Raw genomic sequence first — 25159 nt, forward strand, 5'->3', positions numbered from 1 at the left:
CCTCCTGCTTAATTTTCTTCAATATCAGGTTTGACAGAAACATCCGCGCCGCCGAAGAATTCTTCGGAGATTCCAGTGATGGTGCCGTCTTCAAGCATTTCTTCCAATGCTTTATTGACATTTTCCGCAAGCTCATTATTGTCTTTGTTCATGACAAGGCCGACCTCAGACGGTGCATATTTGATATCCGGATGGATGGTGATATTCAGCTCAGGAAAAGCCGCAACCCCGAATGTCGACAAATAATAATCATTCAGGATGACATCCGTGCGTCCGATTGACACGTCGCGTAAATACACTTCGTTGGTGGCGTTGTCATAAGTCACTTCTTCTGCACCGTAATCGCGTGCAATTTCCATGTAGATCGATGTGGAAGCTCCGGCTGCTTTCTTGCCTTCCAAATCTTCAAGGCTTGCAATGCCGGATAAATCGTCTTTTCGGACAACCGCTGTGCCGTATGAATGTTTGATCGGCGTCGAAAAGATGAACTCTTCCGCGCGGTCTTCAGTGATTTCAATATCATTGGCGGCAATATCTATCTGCCCTGTATTGACACTTGTCAGCATTTCATCAAATCCAAGTTCCGTAAAGTCGATGTCAAGCTCCAAGCGTTCGCCGAGCTCCCGTACCACTTCCACTTCAAAGCCCGTCAGTTCATCAGAATCTGCATCACGGAAAGAAGTGGCAATCAAGGTTCCGGAAGTGGCAACGGTCAATGATCCCTTTTCCTGAATTTCATCCCAAGCTGTTTTGTTCTCCTCGGTTTTGCTTTCTTCGCTGCCACATCCTGCCAGCAGTAAGGCTGCAATGGCACCGGTAGCCAAAAGCATTTTGTTTTTTGTGGAATATGTATACACGTGTAAAGCCCCCTTAAATTTAAGTCCTTTAAGAACATAGCATTTACTGGTGGGTTGAGCAACGGGTTGAGCTCAACTTGTGAGAAAACTCTTTCAGTTTCATATATATTTATTATGTAAACAAAAAAGAGTCTTTTAAAAAAACTGGTTTTGCTTCACCAAAATGGGCCGCTGCAAAGATAAACAGCCACTTTAAGCGTAGCAAAAGGGCTGTCCCCATAAGTCATTTTTGATGACCTTTTGGGACAGCCCCTATTTAAAATTATTTCTTCAATTTAATGACCAGTTCTTCATCGGGTGTGACGAATACCGTTTTCTGTTCAAAATAAATAACAAATCCTGGCTTTGAGCCATTTGGTTTTTTCACCTGGCGCACCTCGGTATAGTCGACGGGTACAGACGATGACTCACGCGCTTTGCTGAAATAAGCGGCGATGGTGGCTGCTTCCAGGATCGTCGTCTCATCTGGATTGCTGTCGTGGATGATGACGTGCGACCCTGGAATATCTTTGGTATGCAGCCAAGTATCAGATTTAGATGCTACTTTAAATGTTACATAATCATTCTGCTTGTTGTTTTTACCGACAGAGATCGGTGTGCCGGTAGAAGACACGTAAGCTTCCACAGAAGGTTTTGTCGGTTTTTTCTTTTTCTTCGACTTTTGCGCTTTCATAAAGCCTTGCTCAGCCAATTCTTCACGGATTTCCTCGATATCGGAAATGCCGGCCTGCTGGACCTGTGACATCAAAGTCTCGAAATACTCGATGTCCTCAGTGGTCTTGTTGATTTGTTCCTCGGTTTTGACGACTGCGGTTTTCGCTTTCTGGTAGCGCGAGTAATAGCGCTGCGAATTGTCGATCGGCGTTTTGCGCGGATCCAGCGTGATGGTCACTTTTTCATCGTTGTAATAATTGTCGACTTCGATTTCCTTCATGCCTTTGGTGATGCGGTGAAGGTTGGCCATGATCAATTCGCCATTTAATTGGAGCAGTTCGCGTTTTTCTGCCTGGTCCTGCTCTTTCTTCAATTTCTTCAGCTTGAGTTTCAGCTTGGAGATTTCATTTTGCAGCCATCTTTCCAAATCACCTGCCTGCTGTTTGACGCGGTCGCGTTCAGCTTTGGCATAATACATCCGGTCGAGCAGTTCGGCGAGCGTCGGGAATTCCAGTCCGCTCACTCCGATATGTGTCAGCGGAGTGGCAGAAAAGAAACTTTTGCCGTCATGCTCCACGTAATGGCCTGTCGGTTGGGTCTTAAGGAAATCCGCCAGAAATGCCTTGGCGGTTTCGGATTTGTCTTCTGAAGCTTCCAGGCGAAACGCAAGTTCACGCGCATTCAATGGAGAAAAGCCGGAAAATTGGCCGACGATTTCTTTTGGATCTGTAGCGGCCAACTCTTCGATGGCTCCAAACGGATCTTTTTTCTCCTGGGACGGCGGGAAGATATACGGCTGTCCAGGAAGAATGGTGCGGAATGAATTGACGCTTGGCGGCAAATGCTTCAGGCTGTCGAGAATCATCGTCCGCTCTGCATCGATCAGGATGACATTGGAATGCCGTCCCATCATTTCGACATGCAGCTCGCGTTCAATGTCATCGCCGATTTCATTTTTTGCTTTGATCTTCAGCATGATCAGGCGGTCCATCCCGTATTGGGAAATCTCTGTGATGACGCCGCCTTCGATATGCTTGCGAAGCAGCATGCAAAACATCGGCGGTTCTGACGGATTGACGTTTGCCGCGGCCGTCAAATGGATCCGTGAATAAGACGGGTGGATTGAAATCAATAACTTATGGTTTTTTCCTTGGGCGCGTATATGTAGAAGCAGTTCAAGCTGGTTGGGCTGATGAACTTTTGAAATCCTGCCGGTGACCAGCTGTTGCAGTTCGCTTGTCATCGATTTTGTGAATAATCCATCAAATGCCATTAAATATCCCTCTTTCAAATCGTTTTGTTCCATCTTATCATTTTCCCGGTGTATTATGATATAATAAGACAGTTAGTTAGAAAACGAAGAATAGGGATCAGCAGTGAATGGTGGTGAAGAGTTTGGCGAAAAACGTGAAGTTCTTTTCACTTGGCGGCGGCAACGCAGTTTCGGTCAGCCGGATTGTGGCGGTCATCACACCAGATTCTGCACCGGCAAAGCGGCTGATCCAGGAATCGCGCAGCAAAGGGTTGCTGGTTGATGCGACCAGCGGGAAAAAAACCAGATCGATTTTTATTATGGACAGTGATCATGTGGTGATTTCTGCGCTTTCTGCAGAGACAGCGCTCTTGCGTTTAGAAGAAAATGATGATGAGGCAAATGAGGGATAAAATGAGAAACCAACGTGGACTGCTGATCGTCCTATCAGGGCCTTCGGGTGTTGGCAAAGGCACGGTAAGAAAAGAGCTGTTCTCACAGCCGGATACAAATTACGAATACTCCATCTCGATGACGACACGTTCGCCACGGGAAGGGGAAGTTGATGAAGTCGATTATTTCTTCAAGACCCGGAGTGAGTTTGAAGAATTGATCGAACAGGATCAGCTGTTGGAATATGCGGAATTCGTCGGGAATTATTATGGCACGCCGCTTGCGTATGTCAATAAGATGCGCGACGCGGGCCGTGATGTATTCCTGGAAATTGAAGTGCAGGGTGCCGCACAGGTTCGTTCGAAAGTTCCGGATGGCCTGTTCATCTTTTTAGCGCCGCCGAGTTTGTCGGAGCTTGAAGAACGGTTGGTCGGCCGTGGCACGGAATCGGATGAAGTCATTGCTTCAAGGCTGCAGGCTGCCCGCCAGGAGCTGGAAATGATGAACCTGTACGATTATGTTGTAGAAAACGATGAAGTTGAAAATGCCTGTGACCGGATCAATGCCATCATTATTGCAGAACATTGCAAGCGTGAACGTGTAGAAAAACGATATTTTGATATGCTAAAGGAGAATGTCTGATGTTATACCCATCCGTTGATAAACTAAAAAGCCGAATTGATTCAAAATACTCGCTGGTTGCGCTTGCTTCTAAACGCGCCCGCCAATTGCACGAACACGGTGATGAGAAATTAGATTCATATGTTTCTACTAAATCGGTCGGAAAAGCACTCGAAGAAGTAGCAGCCGGCGTGTTGACACAGGAAAAACAAGATGAATTTGCAGTATACGAAGACGAAATTTAACCATTAATCGCAACACACGACTCCCAGAGCAAACTTGTTCTTTGGGAGTTTGTTGTTTAGAAAGGGTGTTTGAGTTGTTGGAGAATCGTAAAATCCTATTGTGTGTCAGCGGAGGAATCGCCGTTTATAAAGCTGTTGCCCTTGTCAGCAAGCTATCGCAGGCAGGCGCTTCCGTAAAAGTAATCATGACAAGGTCGGCGCAGCAATTTGTGCAGCCGCTGACTTTTCAGGTCATGTCCAGAAACGATGTCTACACCGATACATTTGATGAAAAGGATTCTTCTGTCATTGCGCATATCGATCTTGCGGATTGGGCTGACCTGATCCTTGTAGCTCCAGGAACCGCCAATGTCATCGGCAAACTGGCAGGCGGCATCGGTGATGATATGGTCACGACAACTTTGCTTGCAGCTACAGCTCCTATTTGGATTGCTCCGGCAATGAATGTCCATATGTATGACCATCCGGCAGTAAAGCGCAATATCCAGCAGCTTCATGAAGACGGCATCCGTTTTATCGAGCCGTCTGAAGGATTTCTTGCTTGTGGGTATGTCGGCAAGGGCCGCTTGGAAGAACCGGAAAAAATTACGGAGCTGGTGGAAGGCTTTTTTTCGCGCGAGTCTAAACTTGCTGGCAAAAAAGTGATCGTTACGGCGGGTCCGACGCGGGAGCGAATTGATCCTGTGCGATTCCTGACGAATTTCTCAAGCGGCAAAATGGGCTATGCCATGGCTGGTGCAGCGGCAGAAATGGGTGCCGAAACCATTTTGATCAGCGGTCCGGTATCCTTGCCTGTACCGGTGGGGGTCACGCGGATTCTGGTGGAAAGTGCAGAAGATATGCTGCGGGCAGTCCAAGCCCAGTTTGATACGGCAAATTATGTCATCAAAACAGCGGCAGTAGCCGATTACAGGCCTAAAACGGTTGCGGATCAGAAAATGAAGAAACAAGAAGGCGGTTCGACCATCGTCCTCGAACGGACAGTCGATATCCTTCAGCAGCTGGGCCAGCAAAAAAAGAATCAGGTGCTGATCGGGTTTGCGGCTGAAACCAATGATGTCGGACAATATGCCAAAGATAAATTAGAGCGCAAAAATGCGGATTATATTATCGCCAACGATGTGACAGAAGCACAGGCAGGTTTTGAATCGGACACCAACCGGGTGACGGTTTACGGAAAAAACGGCTTTGAAAGAGCTTTTGAAATGATGCCCAAACAACAATTGGCGCGCCAATTGCTTGAATTGATCACGGATAAGGAAGAGCCATATGATAGCTGAAGTCATTGTGGACGTCGCCGCGCATCCGATTGACCGCCCTTTTGATTACGCCATCCCGAAAAGTGTGGAAGTGTTGGCAGAGCCGGGAATGCGTGTCAAAGTGCCGTTTGGCAACCGCAAAGTACTTGGATTTATCACTAAAATCAAAGAGACCTCAGAGTTTGATCCAAAGCGTCTGAAGCCCATCCATGAACTGATGGACGTTGTGCCTGTATTAAATGAAGAGTTATTGAAAATGGCCCAGTGGATGAAAGAACAGACTGTGTGTTTTGAAATTGATGCGCTGCAGGTCATGGTGCCGGCCGCATTGCGTGCAAAATACGAAAAACGTTTTGTACTGAATGCGCCGCTTGAAGAAATTGCCGCCGCTTTACGGCCGTATTTTGAAAAACGATCCTTTATCCGGCTGCAGGATGCAGTTGATATATATGGCTTGCTGAAGCAGGAAATGGAAAAAGGCACAATCCTTGCCGATACGGATATTCAGCAGCAGACCGCTGTGAAAAAAGTGCGGATGATCCATATCGCTGACAGCATTGAACAGCTGGAGGCCTTGGACATCCGGGCAAACGCTAAACAGCAAATAAAGCTGATGGAGTTTTTCCAGAAAAATGCAGGGCGTTCGATTGAATCTTCACAATTGCAGAAAGAGGCAGGTGTTTCACTGCCGACGATCTACAGTTTAGTGGAAAAAGGAGCGGCCCAGATTTCCAACATGGAATCTTACCGGGATCCGAAATTGCTGACAGCAATTGAACAGAAATCTTCCCTGGAATTGACAGGTGCACAGCAGATTGCGTTTGATTCGATTGAAAGCGCATTGAACACACCAAAAACCTTCCTGTTGCACGGCATCACAGGCAGCGGGAAAACGGAGATCTACCTGCAGACGATCGATCAAGTGCTGAAGCAAGGCAAAGAAGCGATCATGCTGGTGCCGGAAATTTCATTGACACCCCAAATGACGATTCGTTTTAAAGAGCGTTTCGGCGACCAGGTCGCGGTCCTCCACAGCGGATTGTCGGCTGGCGAAAAATACGATGAATGGCGAAAAATCCAACGCGCGGAAGTGAAAGTCGTAGTAGGTGCACGTTCAGCCATTTTTGCGCCGTTTCAGAACTTGGGGCTGATCATCCTCGATGAAGAGCATGAATCAAGCTACAAGCAGGACGATTCTCCCCGCTATCACGCACGCGACATGGCTATCTGGCGCAGCGAGTACCATAAGTGTCCGGTAATTCTGGGCAGTGCTACGCCTTCGCTGGAATCGTATGCACGCGCACAAAAAGGCGTCTACGAATTGCTGGTGCTGGAAAAACGGGCAAAAAATCAGCCTTTGCCGGAAGTCCACATTGTCGATATGCGGGAAGAGCTGCGTAACGGCAACCGGTCGATGTTCTCGGTGCAATTGGCGGAAGCCATCCGCGACCGTTTGGAGAAAAAACAGCAAACGGTTCTGTTTCTCAACAAACGCGGCTATTCATCCTTTGTGCTATGCCGTGATTGCGGAACTGTTATGCAATGTCCGAACTGTGATATTTCTCTGACCTATCACCGGTCAAGCGAAACGATGAAATGCCATTATTGCGGCTATGACGAACGCGTACCGAAAACCTGTCCGGAATGTGAAAGTGAGCATATCCGGTTTTTCGGAACCGGCACACAAAAAGTTGAAGAAGAATTGGCGAAAGTGGTGCCCGAAGCACGGGTGCTGCGGATGGATGTCGATACGACACGCAATAAAGGCGCGCATGAAAAAATCCTGTCCGCTTTTGGCGATGGCAAAGCAGATATCCTGCTGGGCACTCAAATGATCGCCAAAGGGCTGGATTTTCCGAACATCACCCTGGTCGGCGTGCTGTCGGCAGATACCACCCTGCATTTGCCTGATTTCCGTGCGGCGGAAAAAACCTATCAGCTGCTGACACAAGTCAGTGGCCGTGCAGGAAGAGATATTCTCCCGGGTACGGTTTTTGTTCAGTCGTATACACCGGAGCATTATGCCATTACGCTGGCAAAAGACCAATTGTATGAGCCGTTTTATGAACAGGAAATGGCTATGCGCAGAGCGAGCGGCTATCCGCCGTATTATTACGTCGTCAATATCCAGTTTACGCATGAAGATTTGATGACAGTGGCGGAATATGCGGATCAAACGGTCCGTTACCTGAAGAGCCATCTGTCTCCAAACACCCTGATCATCGGGCCTTCAGCATCGCTCATTGCCCGCGTCAACAATAGATATCGCTACCAATGTTTGATAAAATACAAAAAAGAACCGAAACTGACCGATACGATGCAGCAATTGATCAAAATCCATCGCACCGAATGGCTGAAAAAAGGTGCCACGCTGTCAATCGATATGAACCCGACATCGGTCATGTAACAGAAAAGAGGAAATGAATATGTCAATTCGAAAAGTAATCAAACACCCGAACGAAGTATTGGAAACTAAATGTCTGCCTGTCACAACTTTTGATAAGAACTTAGGCATTCTTTTGGATGATATGCATGAAACGATGGTTGAATCTGATGGTGTCGGCATTGCCGCACCGCAAGTAGGCGTCGCAGTCCGTGCCGCTATCGTCGATTTCCAGGAAGGCCAGGAACCGATTGAACTGATCAATCCGGAATTGGTGCTGTTTGAAGGCGCTGATACAGATATTGAAGGCTGCTTGAGTTTTCCGGGCATCTTCGGCGAAGTTGAACGTTGGGACCACATCAAAATCAAATCGCAGGAGCGCGATGGTTCGTGGTATGAACTGGAAGCGGAAGGCTTTGAAGCCCGTGCGATCCAGCATGAAATGGATCATCTGGATGGCATCCTGTTCACCAGCAAAATTACTAAATATGTAACACAGGAAGAATTGGACGAAATGATCCGCCAACAGGAAGAAGAGGAGGAACAGGTTTGACCAAAATTGTATTTATGGGAACACCTGCCTTTTCCGCGCCAATCCTGCGCATGCTCGTTGAAGAAGGCTATGAAGTCATTTCCGTCGTGACGCAGCCGGACCGGCCAGTCGGCCGAAAAAAAGTGATGACGGCGACACCGGTCAAAGAAGAGGCGATGCGCCTTGGCTTGCCGGTATACCAGCCGGAAAAACTGAAGAATCCTGAAGAGCTGCAGCATGTGCTTGATATGGGAGCAGATTTGATTATTACCGCAGCTTTTGGGCAGATTTTGCCGAGTGCAGTGCTGGAAGCACCAAAGTTTGGAGCTATCAATGTCCATGCTTCGCTGCTGCCGGCATATCGCGGTGGCGCTCCGATCCATCAGGCTATTATGGATGGCCAGAACGAAACAGGCGTCACCATCATGTACATGGTGGACCGTCTGGATGCGGGCGACATCATCTCGCAGGTAACGGTGCCGATTACAGAGCAGGATCACACCGGCAGCATGTTCGATAAACTGAGCATTGCCGGCCGGGACCTGTTGAAAAGAACTTTACCGTCGATTATTGACGGAACGAACGAACGGATTCCACAGGACGAACAGAAAGTTACCTACGCGCGCAATATTTCACGTGAGCAGGAACGCATAGACTGGTCAAAATCAGCCACAGCCATCTACAATCAGGTGCGCGGCCTCTACCCGTGGCCGGTTGCGTATACAACATTCAACGGCGCCAATATGAAAATTTGGTGGACGGAAAAAACTTCATCCCAGGCAAGCGGCCAAGCCGGCCAAGTGATCGGATTGACCGAAGATTCAATAGAAGTGCAGACTGGCGATGGCGTTTTGGCCATCACTGAACTGCAGCCATCCGGCAAAAAGCGCATGACAGCAAAAGAGTATTTAAAAGGACCTAAAATCCAGGCAGGAGATTTATTCGAATGAAAAACAAAAAACTTCAAGGCAATGTCCGCGACGCCGCATTCTCGATTCTATGGGCAGTGGAAAACAAGCAGGCCTACAGCAACCTATTGCTTCACCAGACGATCGAAAGCTACGGCATCGCCGCAAAAAACAGAGGCTTACTGACTGAAATCACTTACGGCACCTTGCAACATCAAATGACACTGGACTATTACCTGGAACCTTATTTGAAAGGGAAAATTGAGCCCTGGGTCAAAACTTTGCTGAGGTTGTCTCTGTATCAGATTGTCTACCTGGACCGGATTCCGGCACACGCAGTCGTCCACGAAGCGGTTGAAATCGCTAAACGCCGCGGCCATGGGGGAGTTGCTTCTGTCGTCAACGGCGTCCTGCGCTCGGTTCAGCGCAACGGTGTCCGGTCGTTCAATACGATCAGTGATCCATACGAAAAGATTTCCATCGAAACGAGCCATCCGATCTGGATGATCAAACGCTGGGCAGAGCAGTTCGGCTTGGAAAAAACACGTGAAATGGCATTGGAAAACAATAAAACACCGTCACAGACAGTACGCGTCAACACTGCGCGGGCAACTGTTGAAGAAGTGATTGAAATGCTCCAGTCTGAAGAGTTGGAAGCTGTACCGAGTAAGTTGATCCCAGAATGTTTGATCGTTACGAATGGCCAGCCTGCGAGAACGGCAACATTCGAAAAAGGGTTCATCACCATCCAGGATGAGAGTTCCATGCTTCCGGCCTATGCCCTGCAGGTCGAACCGGATATGACGGTGCTTGACATGTGTGCAGCACCCGGCGGAAAAACCACTCATATCGCTGAAAAGATGAATAACAGAGGCACGCTTTATGCGCTTGATCTGCATCAGCATAAAGTAAAGCTGATTGATGAAACAGCCCAGCGTTTAGGCCATACGGTCATCGAAACTCTAGTGGGCGACGGCAAGCAAAGTGTCGAACGCTTCGGGGAAGAAAAGTTTGACCGCATTCTAGTGGATGCACCTTGCAGCGGATTGGGTGTCATCAAACGGAAACCCGATATTAAATACACGAAAAAAGAAGAGGATTTTGCGCGTTTGCAGGAAATCCAAATTGAATTGCTCGATCAGGCAGCCCGTTTATTGAAGCAAGACGGCATCCTTGTTTACAGCACCTGCACAGTGGATGCAGTCGAAAACCGTGGCACAGCTGAACGGTTCTTGAAAGAACATCCTGAAATGGAGAAAATCCAGGCAGCCTTGCCGGCGGCCATGGGCATCAAACACACTGGCTTTGTCCAGGTATTTCCGCAGGATTACGGAAGCGACGGCTTTTTCATTGCGGCTTTTAAAAAGACCGAAAAGACAGCAACAGCATAAAGCAGGAAAAGATCAGGATTGGGGTGTCATGAATTGTTTCAGTATGTAGTGGAAAGTGATACAGGTAAAATCCGTGAAGTGAATGAAGACAGCGTGGCTGTCCTGAAACGTCCAAACGGACTCCTCTTGGCAATTGTGGCAGATGGAATGGGCGGGCACAAAGCAGGCGATGTCGCCAGCAAAATGGCTGTCGATCAGTTGAGCAGCTACTTTCTGGAAGAGGATGAAGAGGCATTTTCAACACTGGCCAATAAGAAAAAATGGCTTTCTGAGCGCATCCAGATGATTAACCGGTCGGTGTTTGACCATTCGATGGAAAATCCAGAGTGCAAAGGGATGGGCACCACCTTGATCGCAGCGTTGATTGAAGGCGATGAAGGCATCCTGTGCCATATCGGGGACAGCCGTGCATACCTCATAGATGGCAGCATCGATCAGATTACACGGGACCATTCCTATGTCAACATGCTGGTGGACAGCGGGGAAATCAGCCAAGAAGAAGCGGAAGTGCATCCGAAGAAAAATTGGATCGTCCGTGCGCTTGGCACCGAAGCGGACATTGAAAGAGAATTGATCCGTTTTTCATTTGCAGGTGCATCTTATCTGCTGATTTGTTCAGATGGCCTAAGCAATAAAATTCCAAAAGAAGAACTGGCTTCCATCGTTCGCTCATCGGCTCCCCTGTCTCAAAAAGGCCAGGAGCTTGTAACTGCGGCCAACGAACGTGGAGGAGAAGATAATATTTCATTGGTTCTTCTGTCCTCTATGGATAAGGAGGTGTAGGCATGTTGATCGGCAAAAGCATCAACGGCCGCTACAAAATCAAGGAATTGATTGGCGGCGGCGGAATGTCTAATGTGTATTTGGCACATGACATGATCCTGGATCGGGATATCGCCATCAAGATTCTGCGCTATGATTTTTCCAATGAAGAAGAACTGCGCAGGCGTTTCCAAAGAGAAGCTCTGTCCACCACCAGTTTGGCGCATCCGAACATCGTCAATATTTTTGATGTGGGCGAAGACGGCTCTATCCATTACCTGGTCATGGAATACGTTCCTGGAAAAACTTTGAAAGATTACATAATCGATCATTCACCAGTATCCCCTGAGCGGGCTGTTGAGATTATGAAACAACTGGCATCGGCTTTGGCGCATGCCCACCATAACCAAATTGTTCACCGGGACATCAAGCCGCAGAACATTCTGATGGATGCGGAAGGCAATGTGAAAATAACAGACTTCGGCATTGCGATGGCTTTGAGTGCAACATCTTATACCCAGACAAATTCCGTGTTGGGAACCGTCCATTATTTATCGCCTGAGCAGGCACGCGGCGGAACAGCCAATAAAAAATCCGATATCTATTCACTCGGTATCGTCATGTACGAATTGATTACAGGAAAGCTGCCATTTTCAGGTGAGTCGGCTGTATCGATCGCGTTAAAGCATCTCCAGACAGAAACTCCTTCTTTGCGAGATACGGTCCCCGACCTGCCGCAAAGCCTGGAAAATGTCGTCTTGAAGGCAACTGCCAAAAACATTCAGCATCGCTACCAGTCTGCTGATGAAATGGAAGCCGATCTGGCTACGGTGCTATTGCCGGAACGGTTGAATGAACCAAAATTCGAGGTGCCAGTAGATCAGGATGAGACACGTGCGATGCCGGCTATTAAAGATCCGGCGGCCTATACCAGCGCTGCAGAGACCAAAACAATGCCTCTTCCGCTGAATCAAGCAAAAAAAGAAACAAAAGCTCCTAAAAAAAAGAAAAAGAAATGGCCGTGGATTGTCGGCATTTTGGTTTTCCTGCTCATTGGCGGACTGGTTCAGGCAATTGCTTTTCCAGGCCTGTTTGAACCAAGGCAAGTTGCTGTGCCGGATGTTTCAGGAATGGAGCAAAACGAAGCAGTGGAAGAATTGCAGGCGGCTGGCTTTATTGCAGGCCAAGAAACCGAGGAATTTTCGGAACAAATAGAAGAAAATCACATTATCCGAACGATTCCGGAAGCCGGAAAAATGCGGGACCGTGAAACGGAAATCCAATTGTTTGTCAGCTTGGGAAAAGAAATGACTGAAATGGACGATTTTGTCGGCAGCACCATTGAACAAGCATCTGAAGCCCTGGAAGACCAGAATTTTGCATCGGTGGAGTCTGCTGAAGAATTTTCTGAAGAACCGGTTGGCACCATCTTGAACCAGGAACCGGCAGCCGGCGAAAACGTCATCGTCAGTGAAACCGACATAGAATTTATTGTCAGCAAAGGAAGAGATATGCGGGACGTTGAAGACCTGTCAGGCTTTACTGAAGAAAACCTCAACGAATATGCCCGTTCTTCCGGTTTTAATATCCGCATTGTCTCAGAACAGGCGTCGGATTCAGTTGAAGCGGGGAAAGTCATGTCACAGACTCCTGCTGCAGGAGAACAGCTCGTAGCTGGCAGCACGATTGAAGTGACTTTGTCGGCCGGCATAGCCGAACAGCCGATGAAGACTTATATTCATACGGTGGAGATTCCTTATGAACCTGCCGAACCGGCCGCAGAAGGCGAAGACCCTGTTGAGCAGAACATCCAAATCTATATACAGGATAACTCACAGACAATGGTGGAACCGGTCGAGGAGTTTACGATCACCGAGGATCGGTCGCATCGCATTGAAATGCAGATTGCAGAAGGCGGAAGCGCATCTTACCGGATTGTCCGGGATTCCACGGTGATTCTGGAAGAAACTTTTAATTATTCAAGCGTAGACTAATACAACAGCAAAAGGAGTGAAATGATGCCGAAAGGTCAAATCAGAAAAGCATTGAGTGGATTTTATTATGTATTGGATGAAGACGGAAAACGGTATATCCAATGCCGCGGGCGTGGAGTTTTCCGCAACCGCCAAATAACACCCCTGGTCGGAGATTACGTCGATTATAAAGCGGATAACGACCTGGAAGGAACAATCCTGCACGTCTATGAACGAAAAAATGAATTGGTGCGTCCACCGATTACGAATGTTGACCAGGCCATCCTGGTTTTTTCAGCCAAGCAGCCTGACTTTCATCCTTTGCTATTGGATCGCTTTTTGACAGCAATCGAATCCAACTCGATCACACCGATCATCTGCCTGACGAAAATGGATCTGCTGAAAGAATCAGAGAAAGAAAAAATCCAGCATTACATCGCGGATTATGAAAAAATCGGCTATGAAGTGATTCCGACATTTATTGGCGATCCTGCCTTGAAAGACCGTCTGATGCCGGTGCTGGAAGGGAAAATCAGCGTTCTGGCAGGCCAGTCAGGTGTCGGGAAATCGACTTTGCTGAATACGATCCTGCCATCGCTGGAGTTGAAGACAGACAACATTTCCAAAGCCTTGAACCGGGGCAAGCACACCACACGGCACGTGGAGCTGATTGCTGTGAACAATGGACTGCTTGCGGATACACCAGGCTTTAGCTCGTTCGACTTCGAGACCATGGAACGGGAAGAGCTGTCTGCATGCTTCCCAGAATTTGCTGCACGTTCCAACGCCTGCAAATTCCGGGAATGCCTGCACATGAATGAACCGAAATGCGCCATCAAAGCTGCCGTCGAGGCCAAAGAAATACCGGAGTACCGCTATAAGCATTACTTGAAGTTTTTAGAAGAAATCATGAGCCGAAAGCCGAGGTATTCAAATGATTAAAATTGCACCGTCTATTCTAGCAGCAGATTTTGCGAAACTTGGAGAAGAAGTTTTGGAAGTGGAAAAAGCAGGAGCCGATTGGATCCACGTCGATGTCATGGATGGCCATTTTGTACCGAATATTTCATTCGGGCCGATTGTCCTGAATGCCATACGGCCGTTAACCAAATTGCCGATGGATGTCCACTTGATGATTGAAAACCCAGATCAATATATTGAGGATTTTGCAAAAGCGGGTGCTGATTTCATCACCGTCCACGTGGAGGCCTGCCCTCATTTGCATAGGACCATCCAATTGATCCGTTCATTTGGCGTCAAGCCGGGTGTCGTATTAAATCCCCATACACCGATTGAAACGATTCAGCATGTACTGGAAGATATCGATTTGGTCCTGTTCATGACCGTGAATCCAGGCTTTGGGGGACAGAAGTTCATTCATTCTGTTATACCGAAAGTCAAACAGCTGTCTGACATCATCAAAGAGAAGGGCCTGTCCATCGAACTTGAAATTGATGGCGGCATCAATGAAGAAACCATCATACCTTGCGCAGAAGCTGGGGCAACTGTCTTTGTTGCCGGTTCAGCCATCTACAGCAAAGCAGACCGGACGCAAGCTCTTCAAGCAATCAGGAAAGCGGGAGAAGAGGCGATCTCGTGAACGTCATTCTAATCGCGGGAGGTCCGGCAGGCGAACTGCCGGACTTCTCTTTTTTTCCAGAAGCTCTTTATATAGGAATCGATTCGGGGACGCTGGTACTGTTGGCAAAAGGCATTCAGCCAACAGCCGCTGTCGGAGATTTCGATTCAGTGACCGATGAGGACTATAAGAAAATACGTGCTGCATTGCCCGAATTGGAGCGCTTTCCTGCCGAAAAAGAACAGTCTGATACAGAATTGGGGCTTGAAAGGGCGATGGGATATCAGCCGGAGCAAGTCATACTCACGGGTGTCACGGGCGGACGGCTCGACCATTACTTGAGTGCATTGCACACCATGTTCAAGTTCCAGCAGGAATTTCCCGCCACCCGTTTTGTTCTATTGAATAACCAGAACCGCATCCGTTTCCTTAGTCCTGGCACTCATGACCTTCAAAAAGAGGAGCGTTACCGCTATGTGTCATTCTATCCTTTTGCGGAAGAAATCGGCGGCTTGACCTTGACCGGATTTAAATACCCTGTCATGAACGAGGCCGTCCCATTCGGCACGACGCGCTTTGTCAGCAATGAGCTATTGGGCCAGGGAAGTATAACCATTCAAAGCGGCCAATGCCTGATGGTGGAGAGTTCAGATTTGTGAAAGCACTGCTATAAAAAAACAGGCAACGAAAAGGGGAATCCTTTTCGTTGCCTGTTTTATATTTTGCGTTGACCTCTACCGAGTCTACTGCCTATTTTAACAAAGAAAAAATGCCGGGCTGATAGGATCAGCACCGGCATTATCGATGAGCGATTATACGCGCTCAACTTTTCCTGATTTCATTGCTCTTGCAGAAACCCATACACGTTTCGGTTTACCGTTTACAAGGATGCGAACTTTTTGAAGGTTTGCTCCCCATGTACGTTTTGTCGAATTCATTGCGTGCGAACGGGCATTTCCGGCGCGAGCTTTACGTCCACTAACTGCACATACTTTAGGCATGTAAGTCCCTCCTCACAAGTGAAGCTGAAAATTATGATAGAATTCCAGTTCGTTTTTCGTTTCACATACTTTAATAATTTACCACAGACATATCGGGTTTGCAACTATATTTGGAGGTCTTTAAAGAAAAAAACCTTTACACCCCCAAACGGTGGCTTTTCTTCTATAAGTCTTTAAGGTAGAATGATAAGAGTGAAATAGGACTCGAGGAGGAATTTCAATGTCGATTGAATTAAAGAACGAGTATGGTCAAATCGATATTTCCAATGATGTAATTGCTCAAATAGCAGGCGGCGCAGCAATTGAATGCTATGGAATTGTAGGCATGGCAACGAAACATCAAATACGCGATGGTCTGACGGATATACTCCGCAAAGAAAACTTTGCCAAAGGAGTTCTGGTACGGCAGGAAGATGAAGATTTGGTTGTAGATATGTATGTCATCATCAGCTATGGAACAAAAATTTCCGAAGTGGCTTATCAAGTCCAGTCCAAAGTGAAATATACGATTAACAAAACATTGGGTATGTCAGTAAAAGCGGTAAATATTTTTGTCCAAGGAGTTCGTGTAACGAACCCGTAGGAGGAGGAAGAATCGGTTATGAAGTCATTAAACGGAGTGAAGTTCGCGGAAATGGTACAGATGGGATCCCATCATCTTTTTCAAAATGCGGATTATGTTGATGCATTAAATGTTTTCCCGGTCCCTGATGGCGATACGGGAACAAATATGAATTTATCTATGACTTCTGGAGCGAAAGAAACAACTGCTCAGGCAGAAGAGCATATCGGCAAGACAGCGAGTGCTTTATCCAAAGGGCTCTTGATGGGTGCACGCGGAAACTCAGGTGTTATTCTTTCACAGCTTTTCAGAGGCTTCGGCAAGTACATTGCATCAGAATCGGAATTGACAGCGCTTAAGTTCGCAGAAGCTCTTCAGCATGGTGTCGAAACTGCCTATAAAGCCGTGATGAAACCGGTTGAAGGCACAATTTTGACAGTGGCGAAAGATGCTGCTGCCAAAGGCATGGAAGTTTCAAAAACGGAAGAGGACATCATCGTTTGGTTCGAAGCGGTTGTCACAGAAGCAAAAGCTTCTTTAGAGCGGACGCCGGACCTTTTGCCTGTTCTTAAAGAAGTAGGTGTCGTCGACAGCGGTGGACAGGGCCTCGTTTATGTTTACGAAGGATTCCTGGCTTCACTGAAAGGTGAAGAATTGCCTGCAAAACACGCGCATAACACGATGACTGATCTGGTCAGTGCGGAACACCATAAAAATATTGCCAGCTTCATGGATACGGCCGATATTGAATTTGGCTACTGCACAGAATTCATGGTGAAATTCGAAAAAGGCAAAAAAGAGTTTAACGAAGCTTTATTCCGTTCTGATTTGAGTGAATATGGCGATTCGCTATTGGTCATCTCTGATGATGAAATTGCGAAAATTCATATCCATTCGGAAGAGCCAGGAAAAGTGCTTACATATGGCCAGGACTATGGAAGCTTGATCAGCATGAAAATAGAAAATATGCGCCAGCAGCATATTGATATTGTCGGCGAAGACTTCCAGAAAAATGCGCCAAAACAGGAAGCAGTGCATCCTTATGCAGTAGTGACTGTTGCAATGGGTGAAGGAATTGCGGAATTATTGCGCAGCATCGGTGCATCATATGTCATCGAAGGCGGCCAGACCATGAACCCTTCGACGGAAGATATCGTCAATGCAGTCAAGTCAATCGGTGCGGAGCGTGTACTGATCTTGCCGAACAATAAAAACATCATCATGGCTGCAGAGCAGGCAGCTGAGCTTTTGGATATCGAAGCGGCTGTTGTTCCGACAAAAGATGTGCCTCAAGGCATGTCAGCATTGCTGGCCTTTAATCCAGGCGCATCAGTGCAGGACAATCAAACTGCCATGGCGAGTGCTTCAAAACACGTGAAATCAGGCTCAGTGACATTTGCGGTCCGCGATACATCTATCGACGGAATTGGCATCAAGAAAGATGATTTCATGGGCATTTCCGAAGGCAAAATCGTTGTTTCTGACAGCAGCCTTGAACACGTAACAGAAGAACTGGCTAAAAAACTGGTGGACAGCGAAGCTGAAATTGTCACGATTCTGTTTGGAGAAGACGTGACAATGGCAGATGCTGAAAAACTGGGGGCATTCATCGAAACGCTTAATAGTGAAGTCGAAGTTGAAATCCATGATGGCAAGCAACCTTTGTATCCATTTATTCTTGCTGTAGAATAGTTTTTCTTTTCAATTTGATCATATAATCATAAAGCTAAGGCGCATACGGATGTATGCGCTTTTTATTTTTGTTTAATATGCCGGAATCATGTAAACTAGGAGTATACGTAACCGAAAGTGAGGGGTTTGAGCCATGAAGTTCAAATCTGTTTTTGATATAATCGGTCCGGTCATGATCGGGCCATCTTCTTCGCATACTGCGGGAGCAGCCCGCATCGGAAGAGTAGCGAGGGACTTGTTTGGGAGACAGCCGGAATGGGCAAGGGTGCATCTCTATGGTTCATTTGCCGAAACTTATAAAGGACATAGTACAGATGTTGCGATCATTGGTGGATTATTAGATTACGATACCTTTGATGAACGCATCAAAACTTCTTTTGAAGAAGCACAAAAAGCAGGAATGTCCTATGAATTCATTCCTGAGACCGGCCATGTCGACCATCCGAATACAGCGCGCATCGTCATTGGGGATCAAAAATCCGAGATGTCGATGATGGGCATTTCCATTGGCGGCGGTAAAATTGAGATTACAGAGTTAAACGGCTTTCCGCTCCGTTTGTCGGGGAACCATCCGGCAATTCTCGTCGTCCACGAAGACCGTTCAGGCTGCATTGCGAATGTCGCGAATTGCCTGTACAAGTACGACATCAATATTGGCCACATGGAAGTATCCCGGAAAGAAAAAGGGCATATGGCATTGATGGTTATCGAAGTAGATCAAAATGTCGACAAAGAAGTGATGGACGAATTGACAAAACTTCCGAATATCACGCAGGTGACCAGAATCGCCGATTAAATTGGAGGGTATAACGATGGAAGCTTTATTCCGTAATGTTAGAGAATTGGTTGAACGGGCTGAAAAAGAGCAGAAGCTGATTTCAGAAATCATGATTGAGCAGGAAATCCTCATGACGGACCGTTCACGTGAAGATATTATGATCCAGATGGACCGCAATTTGACGGTCATGGAAGAAGCGGTGGAAAAAGGGCTGAAGGGTGTCCATTCAGTTTCTGGTCTGACAGGCGGCGATGCTGTTCTGTTGCAGGCATACCGTGAAAAAGGCAATACGCTTTCCGGAGATTTGTTGCTTGACGCAGTCAGCAAAGCGGTAGCGACCAATGAAGTCAACGCAGCGATGGGGACCATCTGTGCAACGCCGACAGCAGGGTCTGCAGGCGTCGTACCGGGTACATTATTTGCTGTACAAAATAAATTGAACCCGACACGGGAGCAGATGATCCGTTATTTATTCACGGCAGGAGCTTTCGGCTTTGTCGTGGCCAATAATGCCTCGATTTCAGGAGCTGCCGGCGGTTGCCAGGCAGAAGTGGGATCAGCTGCAGGAATGGCGTCAGCGGCAATCATTGAAATGGCTGGCGGCACCCCGCAGCAAAGTTCGGAAGCATTTGCCATCACCATGAAAAACATGCTTGGCCTGGTCTGCGATCCAGTGGCGGGATTAGTGGAAGTGCCTTGTGTGAAGCGTAATGCGATGGGAGCAGCCAATGCAGTAGTGGCTGCGGATATGGCGTTAGCCGGTGTCACCAGCCGCATTCCGTGCGATGAAGTCATCGGTGCGATGTTTGAAATCGGGCAATCCATGCCGAGTGCGCTAAGGGAAACCGCAAAAGGCGGACTTGCCGCAACTCCAACCGGAAAATGGCTCGAGTCCAAAATTTTCGGGGGAGCAGTTGTTGGAAGTGGGCAGTAAAGATTCTGTCGCCACATTAAAAGGGGTAGGCAAGCAAGCGACCGAGACCCTGCAGGAAATGAGAATCGAAACCATCCATGACCTGATCATGACATTTCCGTATCGCCACGAAGATTTTCAATTGAAGGATCTGGCGGATACGCCTCATAATGAACGCGTTACCGTGGAGGGAAGGGTCGAAAGCGAGCCTTCCGTCCTTTTTTTAGGCAAGAAAAAATCCCGAACTCAAGTTCGTGTGTTGGTTGGCCGGCATTTGGTCAAAGCGATTTTCTTCAATCAGCCCTACGTCAAAGCCAAATTGCATCTGGGGGAAATCATCACCTTAACTGGAAAATGGGACCGTGGCCGTCAAGTCATCACCGTATCAAGCCATTCCATCGGCCCACGTACGGATGGAGCGGATTTTGAGCCCGTCTATAGCCTGAAAGGCAGCATCCATCAAAAAACCTTCCGGAAGCTGATGCGGCAGGCACTTGATCTGGCAAAAGAAGATATAGAAGATTGCCTGCCCAACAGTTTGGTTGAAGCCTATCAATTGGCTCCAATTCAAGATGCATTGGAATGGGTTCATTTTCCTCCGAACGGCGAAGCGGTCAAACAAGCACGCCGACGTTTTGTCTACGAAGAACTGTTGGTGTTCCAGTTGAAGATGCAGGCGCTGCGCAAAAAGAACCGTGAGGAAGAAGGCGGTTCTTTCATCGATTATGACCTGGATCGCCTGAAGGCTTTTATTGAAGATCTGCCTTTTGATCTGACAGCCGCACAAAAACGGGTGGTCAATGAGATCTGCAAGGACATGAAAGAGCCGTTCCGCATGAACCGCCTGCTCCAGGGCGATGTGGGTTCCGGCAAAACAGTGGTGGCGGCAATTGCGCTGTATGCAGCCCATACCGCGGGGCTTCAAGGTGCCTTAATGGCACCGACTGAAATCCTGGCCGAACAGCATGCCAATACATTAGAGCAGTGGTTCCGTCCGTTTTCAATGAACATCGCGCTGTTGACCGGTTCGGTTAAAGGAAAAAGGCGGCAATTGATTCTGCAGCAATTGGCAGCGGGAGAAATCGACCTCCTGATCGGCACCCATGCCTTGATCCAGCCTGAAGTGAAATTTCATAAATTGGGGCTCGTCATTACAGACGAGCAGCATCGTTTTGGAGTGGACCAGCGGCGTGTCTTGAAAGACAAAGGCTATAATCCGGATGTGCTGTTCATGACGGCGACACCGATTCCCCGGACCTTGGCGATTTCTGCCTTTGGGGAAATGGACGTGTCGGTCATCGACGAGATGCCGGTCGGCCGAAAAGAGATTGAAACCTACTGGATGAAAAAAGATATGTTTGGCAAAATTGTCGGCCGGATGGAAAAAGAACTGGCCGCTGGACGGCAAGCTTACGTCATCTGTCCGCTGATCGAAGAATCGGATAAACTGGATTACCAGAACGCAGTGGACCTATTCCAGCAGCTGACGATGTATTTCAAGGACCGCTTCACGGTCGGTTTGATGCACGGCCGTCTGCATTCAGATGAAAAAGAGCAAACGATGCGTGAATTTACAGAAGGCAAAATCGATGTATTGGTGTCAACGACGGTTGTAGAGGTTGGCGTCAATGTGCCGAATGCATCGTTCATGCTCATTTATGACGCTGAGCGTTTTGGCTTGTCCCAGTTGCATCAGTTGCGGGGGCGTGTCGGCCGGGGCAGCGAACAATCCTATTGCGTGCTGTTGGCGGATCCGAAAACGGAAATCGGCAAAGAACGCATGACGACTATGACGGAAACCAATGACGGCTTCGTGCTGGCGGAAAAGGACCTGCAGCTGAGGGGGCCGGGTGACTTTTTCGGCCGCAAGCAAAGCGGGATCCCGGAATTTAAAATGGCCGATCTGGTCCATGATTACCGGGCGCTTGAAACGGCCAGAAAAGATGCTGAGAAACTGATCAGCAGCGAAGAATTCTGGCATGCTGAAGACATGCGCTGCCTGCGGCAGCAGATAGAACAGTCGGGTGTATTATCAGGCGGCAGACTGGATTAGGGATGCAGGGATCATTATTTTCCTTGCATTCTTTTTTTGTTATTTATATACTCATATTAGTACCAAGTGCTAATAGCGGGCGGTGACATAGTGAAAAGATCGAAAAAACAGCGGCAACAGGCGTTGAAAGACTCTATAAAAGAGAATCCTTTTGTGACGGATGAAGAACTGTCGGTTGAATTTGACGTCAGTGTGCAGACGATCCGTTTAGATCGAATGGAGCTAGCCATTCCGGAACTGCGGGAACGCATTAAACATGTAGCCGTGAAAACTTTTGAAGATGAAGTGAAATCTTTGCCGATCGACGAAGTGATCGGAGAGATTATCGATATTGAACTGGATAAAAAAGCGATTTCAATTTTCGATGTAAAACCAGAACACGTATTCCAGCGCAATAAAATCGCGAGAGGCCATCATTTATTCGCGCAAGCCAATTCGTTGGCGGTTGCAGTAATGAATGATGAATTGGCGTTGACCGTAAAATCGGAGCTGCAGTTTTTACGGCCGGTAACAGCCGGCCAGCGTGTTGTTGCGAAAGCGGAAGTGATCGAAAGCCATCCTGAAAAAAACAGGGCCTTTGTAAAAGTGGTTTCTTCTGTCGAACAGCAGACGGTTTTTATCGGCACATTTGAAATGTATCGAATGACAGAGCAAAGTGAAGGTGACGTAAAATGAAAATTGCTGTAGATGCAATGGGTGGAGACAATGCCCCGAAAGAAATTATCGCAGGTGTATATAAAGCATTGGACGAATTTGCGGATATTGAAATTCAACTTTTTGGCCATCAGGAAAAGATGCAGGAATTCCTGAAGGAACATGATCGCCTGACGATCGTCCATTGTGAAGAAGTCATTGAATCGGAAGACGATCCTGTCCGATCTGTAAAACGTAAAAAAGACGCTTCCATGGTCCGGATGGCACAAGCAGTAAAAGATGGCGAAGCTGATGCTTGTGTCTCAGCCGGAAACACAGGAGCCCTTATGTCAGCGGGGCTATTTATTGTAGGCCGCATCGAAGGCGTGGACCGGCCGGCGCTGGCTCCGACTTTGCCGACCATTGACGGCAAAGGATTTGTTATGCTGGATATGGGCGCAAACGCGGAAGCAAGGCCGGAACATCTGGTGCAATACGCCATTATGGGAAGCATTTATGCGGAGAAAGTCCGCGGCATTCAGAATCCGACAGTCGGTTTACTGAATATCGGAACCGAAGAGAAAAAAGGCAATGATTTAACCAAAGCCGCTTTTCCGTTATTGAAAGAAGCGCCGGTCAATTTTATCGGCAATGTGGAATCGCGTGATTTGCTGAACGGCGTGGCTGACGTGGTCGTAACAGATGGCTTTACCGGAAATATGGTGTTGAAGACAATCGAAGGCACGGCAATGAATGTCTTCGCAATGATCAAAGGCGTCTTCATGAGCTCTGCCAAAACCAAAGTTGCGGCTTTTTTGGTCAAAGATGATATGAAAGGCCTCAAGGGCATGCTGGATTACAGCGAATATGGCGGCGCCGGACTGTTCGGCTTGAAGGCACCTGTCATCAAAGCGCATGGTTCATCAAATGCTACGGCCTTATTCAATGCCATACGCCAAACACGCACGATGGTGGAATACGATGTAACGGGCACAATCTACAGTACGCTGAAAAAGGAGACATTACATGAAGACTAAGATTGCATTTATTTATCCAGGACAAGGATCGCAGACAGTCGGAATGGGCGAAAGCTTTTTGGCAGATGACACAAGCTGCAATTTTTTCAAAAGCGCAGATGGGGCGCTTGGCCTTGAATTGTCCAAGCTGATGCTTGAAGGGCCACAGGAAGAATTGACGCTGACGTATCATGCCCAACCGGCTTTGTTGACCGTCAGTTCAATGATTACCGAACGGCTGATTCGCGCGGGCATAAGACCCGACTATACAGCCGGGCATAGCCTCGGGGAGTACAGTGCGCTTGTAACGTCAAATGTGTTGGATTTTCCAACAGCGGTCAAAATTGTACATAAACGCGGATTATTCATGAATACAGCTTTTCCGGCAGGAGAAGGAACCATGGCAGCTATTTTGGGCATGGAAAGTGATGAATTGGAGAAAGTGACCAATGAAGTCACGGACACAACGGGTGTCGTTCAACTGGCCAATTTGAACTGTCCGGGGCAAATCGTCATTTCCGGAACAAAAGCAGGAGTCGAGCAAGCCTGTCTGGTTGCTAAAGAACGTGGAGCCAAACGCGCAATTCCGCTTGACGTCAGCGGTCCTTTCCATTCTGAATTGATGCGTTCGGCGTCGCAGGACCTGGCGAAAGAATTAAGCAGCTCGTTTCTGTTGGATGCAAAAGTTCCGGTGGTGTCGAATGTCACCGCAAAAGCGGAAACCAATGCCACTCAAATCCAGGATCTTCTCGTTCGCCAATTGTATTCACCAGTTCTTTGGGAGCAGTCAGTCCGTGAAATGATCGATCTTGGCGTCACGGTATTTATCGAAATCGGTCCGGGAAAAGTATTGAGTGGATTAGTCAAAAAAATTGACCGCTCAGTGAAAACTTTGCCGGTCTATGACCTGGAGTCATTCGAAAAAGCGGTAGAGGAGTTGGCGAAATGAGTAAATTAGCAGGGAAAACAGCTATCATTACAGGAGCATCGCGCGGAATCGGAGCAGAAATCGCCCGTAAATTTGCAGCTGATGGCGCCAAAGTGGTCGTCAATTACAGCGGCAGCCAGGAAAAAGCAGAAGCCGTTGTAGCTGAAATTCAAGCAAATGGCGGAGAAGCGATTGCTGTCAAAGCCAATGTCTCGGATGCTGAATCCGTCAAAGCGATGGTCGATGAAACGATGAAAGCTTTCGGTTCGGTGGATATTTTGGTGAACAATGCCGGCATTACCCGTGATAACCTGATAATGCGGATGAAAGATGATGAATGGGACGATGTCATCAACACCAACTTAAAAGGTGTCTTTGTCTGTACAAAAGCGGTCACGCGCCAAATGATGAAACAACGCGCCGGACGGATTATCAACATCGCGTCAATCGTAGGCGTCATGGGCAACGCGGGACAGGCAAACTATGTCGCGTCAAAAGCTGGCGTCATCGGTTTGACCAAGACAACAGCGCGTGAATTGGCGAGCCGGGGCATCACGGCAAATGCCGTAGCACCTGGTTTCATCACCACGGATATGACGGACCAATTGACGGATGAAGTCCAAAAAGCGATGCTGGGACAAATTCCATTGGGACGTTTCGGAGCACCTGAAGATGTCGCAAAAGCGGCACTCTTCCTGGCTTCTGATGATGCATCCTATATGACAGGCCAAACGCTCCATCTGGATGGCGGAATGGTCATGTAAGAAAGATTTT

At 47.8% G+C, this 25159-nt stretch carries 25 protein-coding genes; 22 read left to right on the plus strand and 3 right to left on the minus strand.

Annotation, left to right across the window (positions count from 1 at the left end; genetic code table 11):
* Positions 1-8 precede the first annotated feature (8 nt).
* Positions 9-830 carry a transporter substrate-binding domain-containing protein gene (locus AC1MEO_RS00830; protein WP_480335992.1) on the minus strand — a complete coding sequence of 274 codons (822 nt, stop codon included), beginning with the start codon at positions 828-830 and terminating at the stop codon, positions 9-11.
* A gap of 289 nt (positions 831-1119) precedes the next feature.
* Positions 1120-2784 carry an Rqc2 family fibronectin-binding protein gene (locus tag AC1MEO_RS00835; protein ID WP_480333751.1) on the minus strand — a complete coding sequence of 555 codons (1665 nt, stop codon included), beginning with the start codon at positions 2782-2784 and terminating at the stop codon, positions 1120-1122.
* A gap of 122 nt (positions 2785-2906) precedes the next feature.
* Here AC1MEO_RS00835 and AC1MEO_RS00840 point away from each other — a divergent pair, with 122 nt between their 5' ends.
* The 13 genes from AC1MEO_RS00840 (at position 2907) to AC1MEO_RS00900 (ending at position 15468) form a co-directional block, all read left to right on the plus strand.
* The gene (locus tag AC1MEO_RS00840) at positions 2907-3176 is read left to right on the plus strand and encodes an extracellular matrix/biofilm biosynthesis regulator RemA family protein (RefSeq protein WP_480333752.1); all 270 of its coding nucleotides are present in this window, start codon (positions 2907-2909) and stop codon (positions 3174-3176) included.
* A 1-nt stretch (position 3177) separates the two neighbouring features.
* Entirely contained in the window at positions 3178-3798 is a 621-nt protein-coding gene (gene gmk / locus AC1MEO_RS00845; RefSeq protein ID WP_480333753.1) for a guanylate kinase, read from the plus strand.
* Positions 3798-4022 (plus strand): DNA-directed RNA polymerase subunit omega, encoded by a 225-nt coding sequence (gene rpoZ / locus AC1MEO_RS00850; protein ID WP_215099877.1) that lies wholly within the window; start codon positions 3798-3800, stop codon positions 4020-4022. Before gmk ends, rpoZ begins: the two co-directional genes overlap by 1 nt.
* A 74-nt stretch (positions 4023-4096) precedes the next feature.
* The gene (coaBC, locus tag AC1MEO_RS00855; RefSeq protein ID WP_480333754.1) at positions 4097-5302 is read left to right on the plus strand and encodes a bifunctional phosphopantothenoylcysteine decarboxylase/phosphopantothenate--cysteine ligase CoaBC; all 1206 of its coding nucleotides are present in this window, start codon (positions 4097-4099) and stop codon (positions 5300-5302) included.
* Positions 5292-7688 (plus strand): primosomal protein N', encoded by a 2397-nt coding sequence (gene priA / locus AC1MEO_RS00860; protein ID WP_480333755.1) that lies wholly within the window; start codon positions 5292-5294, stop codon positions 7686-7688. Before coaBC ends, priA begins: the two co-directional genes overlap by 11 nt.
* Positions 7689-7707: 19 nt before the next feature.
* On the plus strand, positions 7708-8217 hold the full coding sequence (def, locus tag AC1MEO_RS00865; RefSeq protein WP_480333756.1) for a peptide deformylase: 510 nt from the start codon (positions 7708-7710) through the stop codon (positions 8215-8217).
* Positions 8214-9146: a methionyl-tRNA formyltransferase gene (fmt, locus tag AC1MEO_RS00870; protein WP_480333757.1), complete on the plus strand. Its 933-nt coding sequence runs from the start codon at positions 8214-8216 to the stop codon at positions 9144-9146. Before def ends, fmt begins: the two co-directional genes overlap by 4 nt.
* Complete coding sequence (gene rsmB, locus AC1MEO_RS00875; RefSeq protein WP_480333758.1) at positions 9143-10495, plus strand: 16S rRNA (cytosine(967)-C(5))-methyltransferase RsmB; 1353 nt, start codon at positions 9143-9145, stop codon at positions 10493-10495. Before fmt ends, rsmB begins: the two co-directional genes overlap by 4 nt.
* 33 nt (positions 10496-10528) lie before the next feature.
* Positions 10529-11278, plus strand: a complete 750-nt coding sequence (locus tag AC1MEO_RS00880) for a Stp1/IreP family PP2C-type Ser/Thr phosphatase (protein WP_480333759.1) — start codon at positions 10529-10531, stop codon at positions 11276-11278.
* Between the two features lie 2 nt (positions 11279-11280).
* Positions 11281-13251 carry a Stk1 family PASTA domain-containing Ser/Thr kinase gene (gene pknB / locus AC1MEO_RS00885; RefSeq protein ID WP_480333760.1) on the plus strand — a complete coding sequence of 657 codons (1971 nt, stop codon included), beginning with the start codon at positions 11281-11283 and terminating at the stop codon, positions 13249-13251.
* Between the two features lie 24 nt (positions 13252-13275).
* Positions 13276-14172: a ribosome small subunit-dependent GTPase A gene (rsgA, locus tag AC1MEO_RS00890; protein WP_480333761.1), complete on the plus strand. Its 897-nt coding sequence runs from the start codon at positions 13276-13278 to the stop codon at positions 14170-14172.
* A complete protein-coding gene (gene rpe / locus AC1MEO_RS00895; protein ID WP_480333762.1) occupies positions 14165-14830 on the plus strand; it encodes a ribulose-phosphate 3-epimerase in 666 nt (221 codons plus the stop codon). The genes rsgA and rpe overlap by 8 nt, the downstream gene beginning before the upstream one ends.
* Positions 14827-15468, plus strand: a complete 642-nt coding sequence (locus AC1MEO_RS00900; protein ID WP_480333763.1) for a thiamine diphosphokinase — start codon at positions 14827-14829, stop codon at positions 15466-15468. The genes rpe and AC1MEO_RS00900 overlap by 4 nt, the downstream gene beginning before the upstream one ends.
* Positions 15469-15621: 153 nt before the next feature.
* Here AC1MEO_RS00900 and rpmB read toward each other — a convergent pair whose 3' ends face one another.
* Complete coding sequence (gene rpmB / locus AC1MEO_RS00905; RefSeq protein WP_058384914.1) at positions 15622-15810, minus strand: 50S ribosomal protein L28; 189 nt, start codon at positions 15808-15810, stop codon at positions 15622-15624.
* A gap of 220 nt (positions 15811-16030) precedes the next feature.
* Between rpmB and AC1MEO_RS00910 the strand changes: the two genes are divergently transcribed.
* From AC1MEO_RS00910 to fabG, 9 genes are all read left to right on the plus strand, one after another.
* Positions 16031-16393, plus strand: coding sequence for an Asp23/Gls24 family envelope stress response protein (locus AC1MEO_RS00910; protein WP_146556566.1), 363 nt, complete (start codon positions 16031-16033; stop codon positions 16391-16393).
* Positions 16394-16411: 18 nt separating this feature from the next.
* A complete protein-coding gene (locus tag AC1MEO_RS00915; protein WP_480333764.1) occupies positions 16412-18064 on the plus strand; it encodes a DAK2 domain-containing protein in 1653 nt (550 codons plus the stop codon).
* Between the two features lie 133 nt (positions 18065-18197).
* A complete protein-coding gene (gene sdaAB / locus AC1MEO_RS00920) occupies positions 18198-18860 on the plus strand; it encodes an L-serine ammonia-lyase, iron-sulfur-dependent subunit beta (protein WP_480333765.1) in 663 nt (220 codons plus the stop codon).
* A gap of 16 nt (positions 18861-18876) precedes the next feature.
* Positions 18877-19776, plus strand: coding sequence for an L-serine ammonia-lyase, iron-sulfur-dependent, subunit alpha (gene sdaAA / locus AC1MEO_RS00925; RefSeq protein WP_142826585.1), 900 nt, complete (start codon positions 18877-18879; stop codon positions 19774-19776).
* Positions 19766-21808: an ATP-dependent DNA helicase RecG gene (recG, locus tag AC1MEO_RS00930; protein ID WP_480335993.1), complete on the plus strand. Its 2043-nt coding sequence runs from the start codon at positions 19766-19768 to the stop codon at positions 21806-21808. Before sdaAA ends, recG begins: the two co-directional genes overlap by 11 nt.
* A 90-nt stretch (positions 21809-21898) precedes the next feature.
* Positions 21899-22483 (plus strand): transcription factor FapR, encoded by a 585-nt coding sequence (fapR, locus tag AC1MEO_RS00935; protein ID WP_480333766.1) that lies wholly within the window; start codon positions 21899-21901, stop codon positions 22481-22483.
* The gene (plsX, locus tag AC1MEO_RS00940) at positions 22480-23478 is read left to right on the plus strand and encodes a phosphate acyltransferase PlsX (RefSeq protein ID WP_480333767.1); all 999 of its coding nucleotides are present in this window, start codon (positions 22480-22482) and stop codon (positions 23476-23478) included. Before fapR ends, plsX begins: the two co-directional genes overlap by 4 nt.
* Positions 23468-24406, plus strand: coding sequence for an ACP S-malonyltransferase (gene fabD, locus AC1MEO_RS00945; protein WP_480333768.1), 939 nt, complete (start codon positions 23468-23470; stop codon positions 24404-24406). The genes plsX and fabD overlap by 11 nt, the downstream gene beginning before the upstream one ends.
* Entirely contained in the window at positions 24403-25149 is a 747-nt protein-coding gene (gene fabG, locus AC1MEO_RS00950) for a 3-oxoacyl-[acyl-carrier-protein] reductase (protein ID WP_480333769.1), read from the plus strand. Before fabD ends, fabG begins: the two co-directional genes overlap by 4 nt.
* Positions 25150-25159 lie beyond the last annotated feature (10 nt).

Source organism: Planococcus sp. BI3 (assembly GCF_056680115.1).

Coding starts and splice junctions, on each gene's coding strand:
- fabD (WP_480333768.1), top strand. CDS start 23,468: ATGAAGACTAAGATTGCATTTATTTATCCAGGACAAGGATCGCAGACA.
- AC1MEO_RS00915 (WP_480333764.1), top strand. CDS start 16,412: ATGAAGTCATTAAACGGAGTGAAGTTCGCGGAAATGGTACAGATGGGA.
- plsX (WP_480333767.1), top strand. CDS start 22,480: ATGAAAATTGCTGTAGATGCAATGGGTGGAGACAATGCCCCGAAAGAA.
- rsmB (WP_480333758.1), top strand. CDS start 9,143: ATGAAAAACAAAAAACTTCAAGGCAATGTCCGCGACGCCGCATTCTCG.
- sdaAA (WP_142826585.1), top strand. CDS start 18,877: ATGGAAGCTTTATTCCGTAATGTTAGAGAATTGGTTGAACGGGCTGAA.
- AC1MEO_RS00830 (WP_480335992.1), bottom strand. CDS start 830: ATGCTTTTGGCTACCGGTGCCATTGCAGCCTTACTGCTGGCAGGATGT.
- fabG (WP_480333769.1), top strand. CDS start 24,403: ATGAGTAAATTAGCAGGGAAAACAGCTATCATTACAGGAGCATCGCGC.
- rpoZ (WP_215099877.1), top strand. CDS start 3,798: ATGTTATACCCATCCGTTGATAAACTAAAAAGCCGAATTGATTCAAAA.
- priA (WP_480333755.1), top strand. CDS start 5,292: ATGATAGCTGAAGTCATTGTGGACGTCGCCGCGCATCCGATTGACCGC.
- sdaAB (WP_480333765.1), top strand. CDS start 18,198: ATGAAGTTCAAATCTGTTTTTGATATAATCGGTCCGGTCATGATCGGG.
- rsgA (WP_480333761.1), top strand. CDS start 13,276: ATGCCGAAAGGTCAAATCAGAAAAGCATTGAGTGGATTTTATTATGTA.
- pknB (WP_480333760.1), top strand. CDS start 11,281: ATGTTGATCGGCAAAAGCATCAACGGCCGCTACAAAATCAAGGAATTG.
- rpmB (WP_058384914.1), bottom strand. CDS start 15,810: ATGCCTAAAGTATGTGCAGTTAGTGGACGTAAAGCTCGCGCCGGAAAT.
- AC1MEO_RS00835 (WP_480333751.1), bottom strand. CDS start 2,784: ATGGCATTTGATGGATTATTCACAAAATCGATGACAAGCGAACTGCAA.
- rpe (WP_480333762.1), top strand. CDS start 14,165: ATGATTAAAATTGCACCGTCTATTCTAGCAGCAGATTTTGCGAAACTT.
- gmk (WP_480333753.1), top strand. CDS start 3,178: ATGAGAAACCAACGTGGACTGCTGATCGTCCTATCAGGGCCTTCGGGT.
- def (WP_480333756.1), top strand. CDS start 7,708: ATGTCAATTCGAAAAGTAATCAAACACCCGAACGAAGTATTGGAAACT.
- AC1MEO_RS00910 (WP_146556566.1), top strand. CDS start 16,031: ATGTCGATTGAATTAAAGAACGAGTATGGTCAAATCGATATTTCCAAT.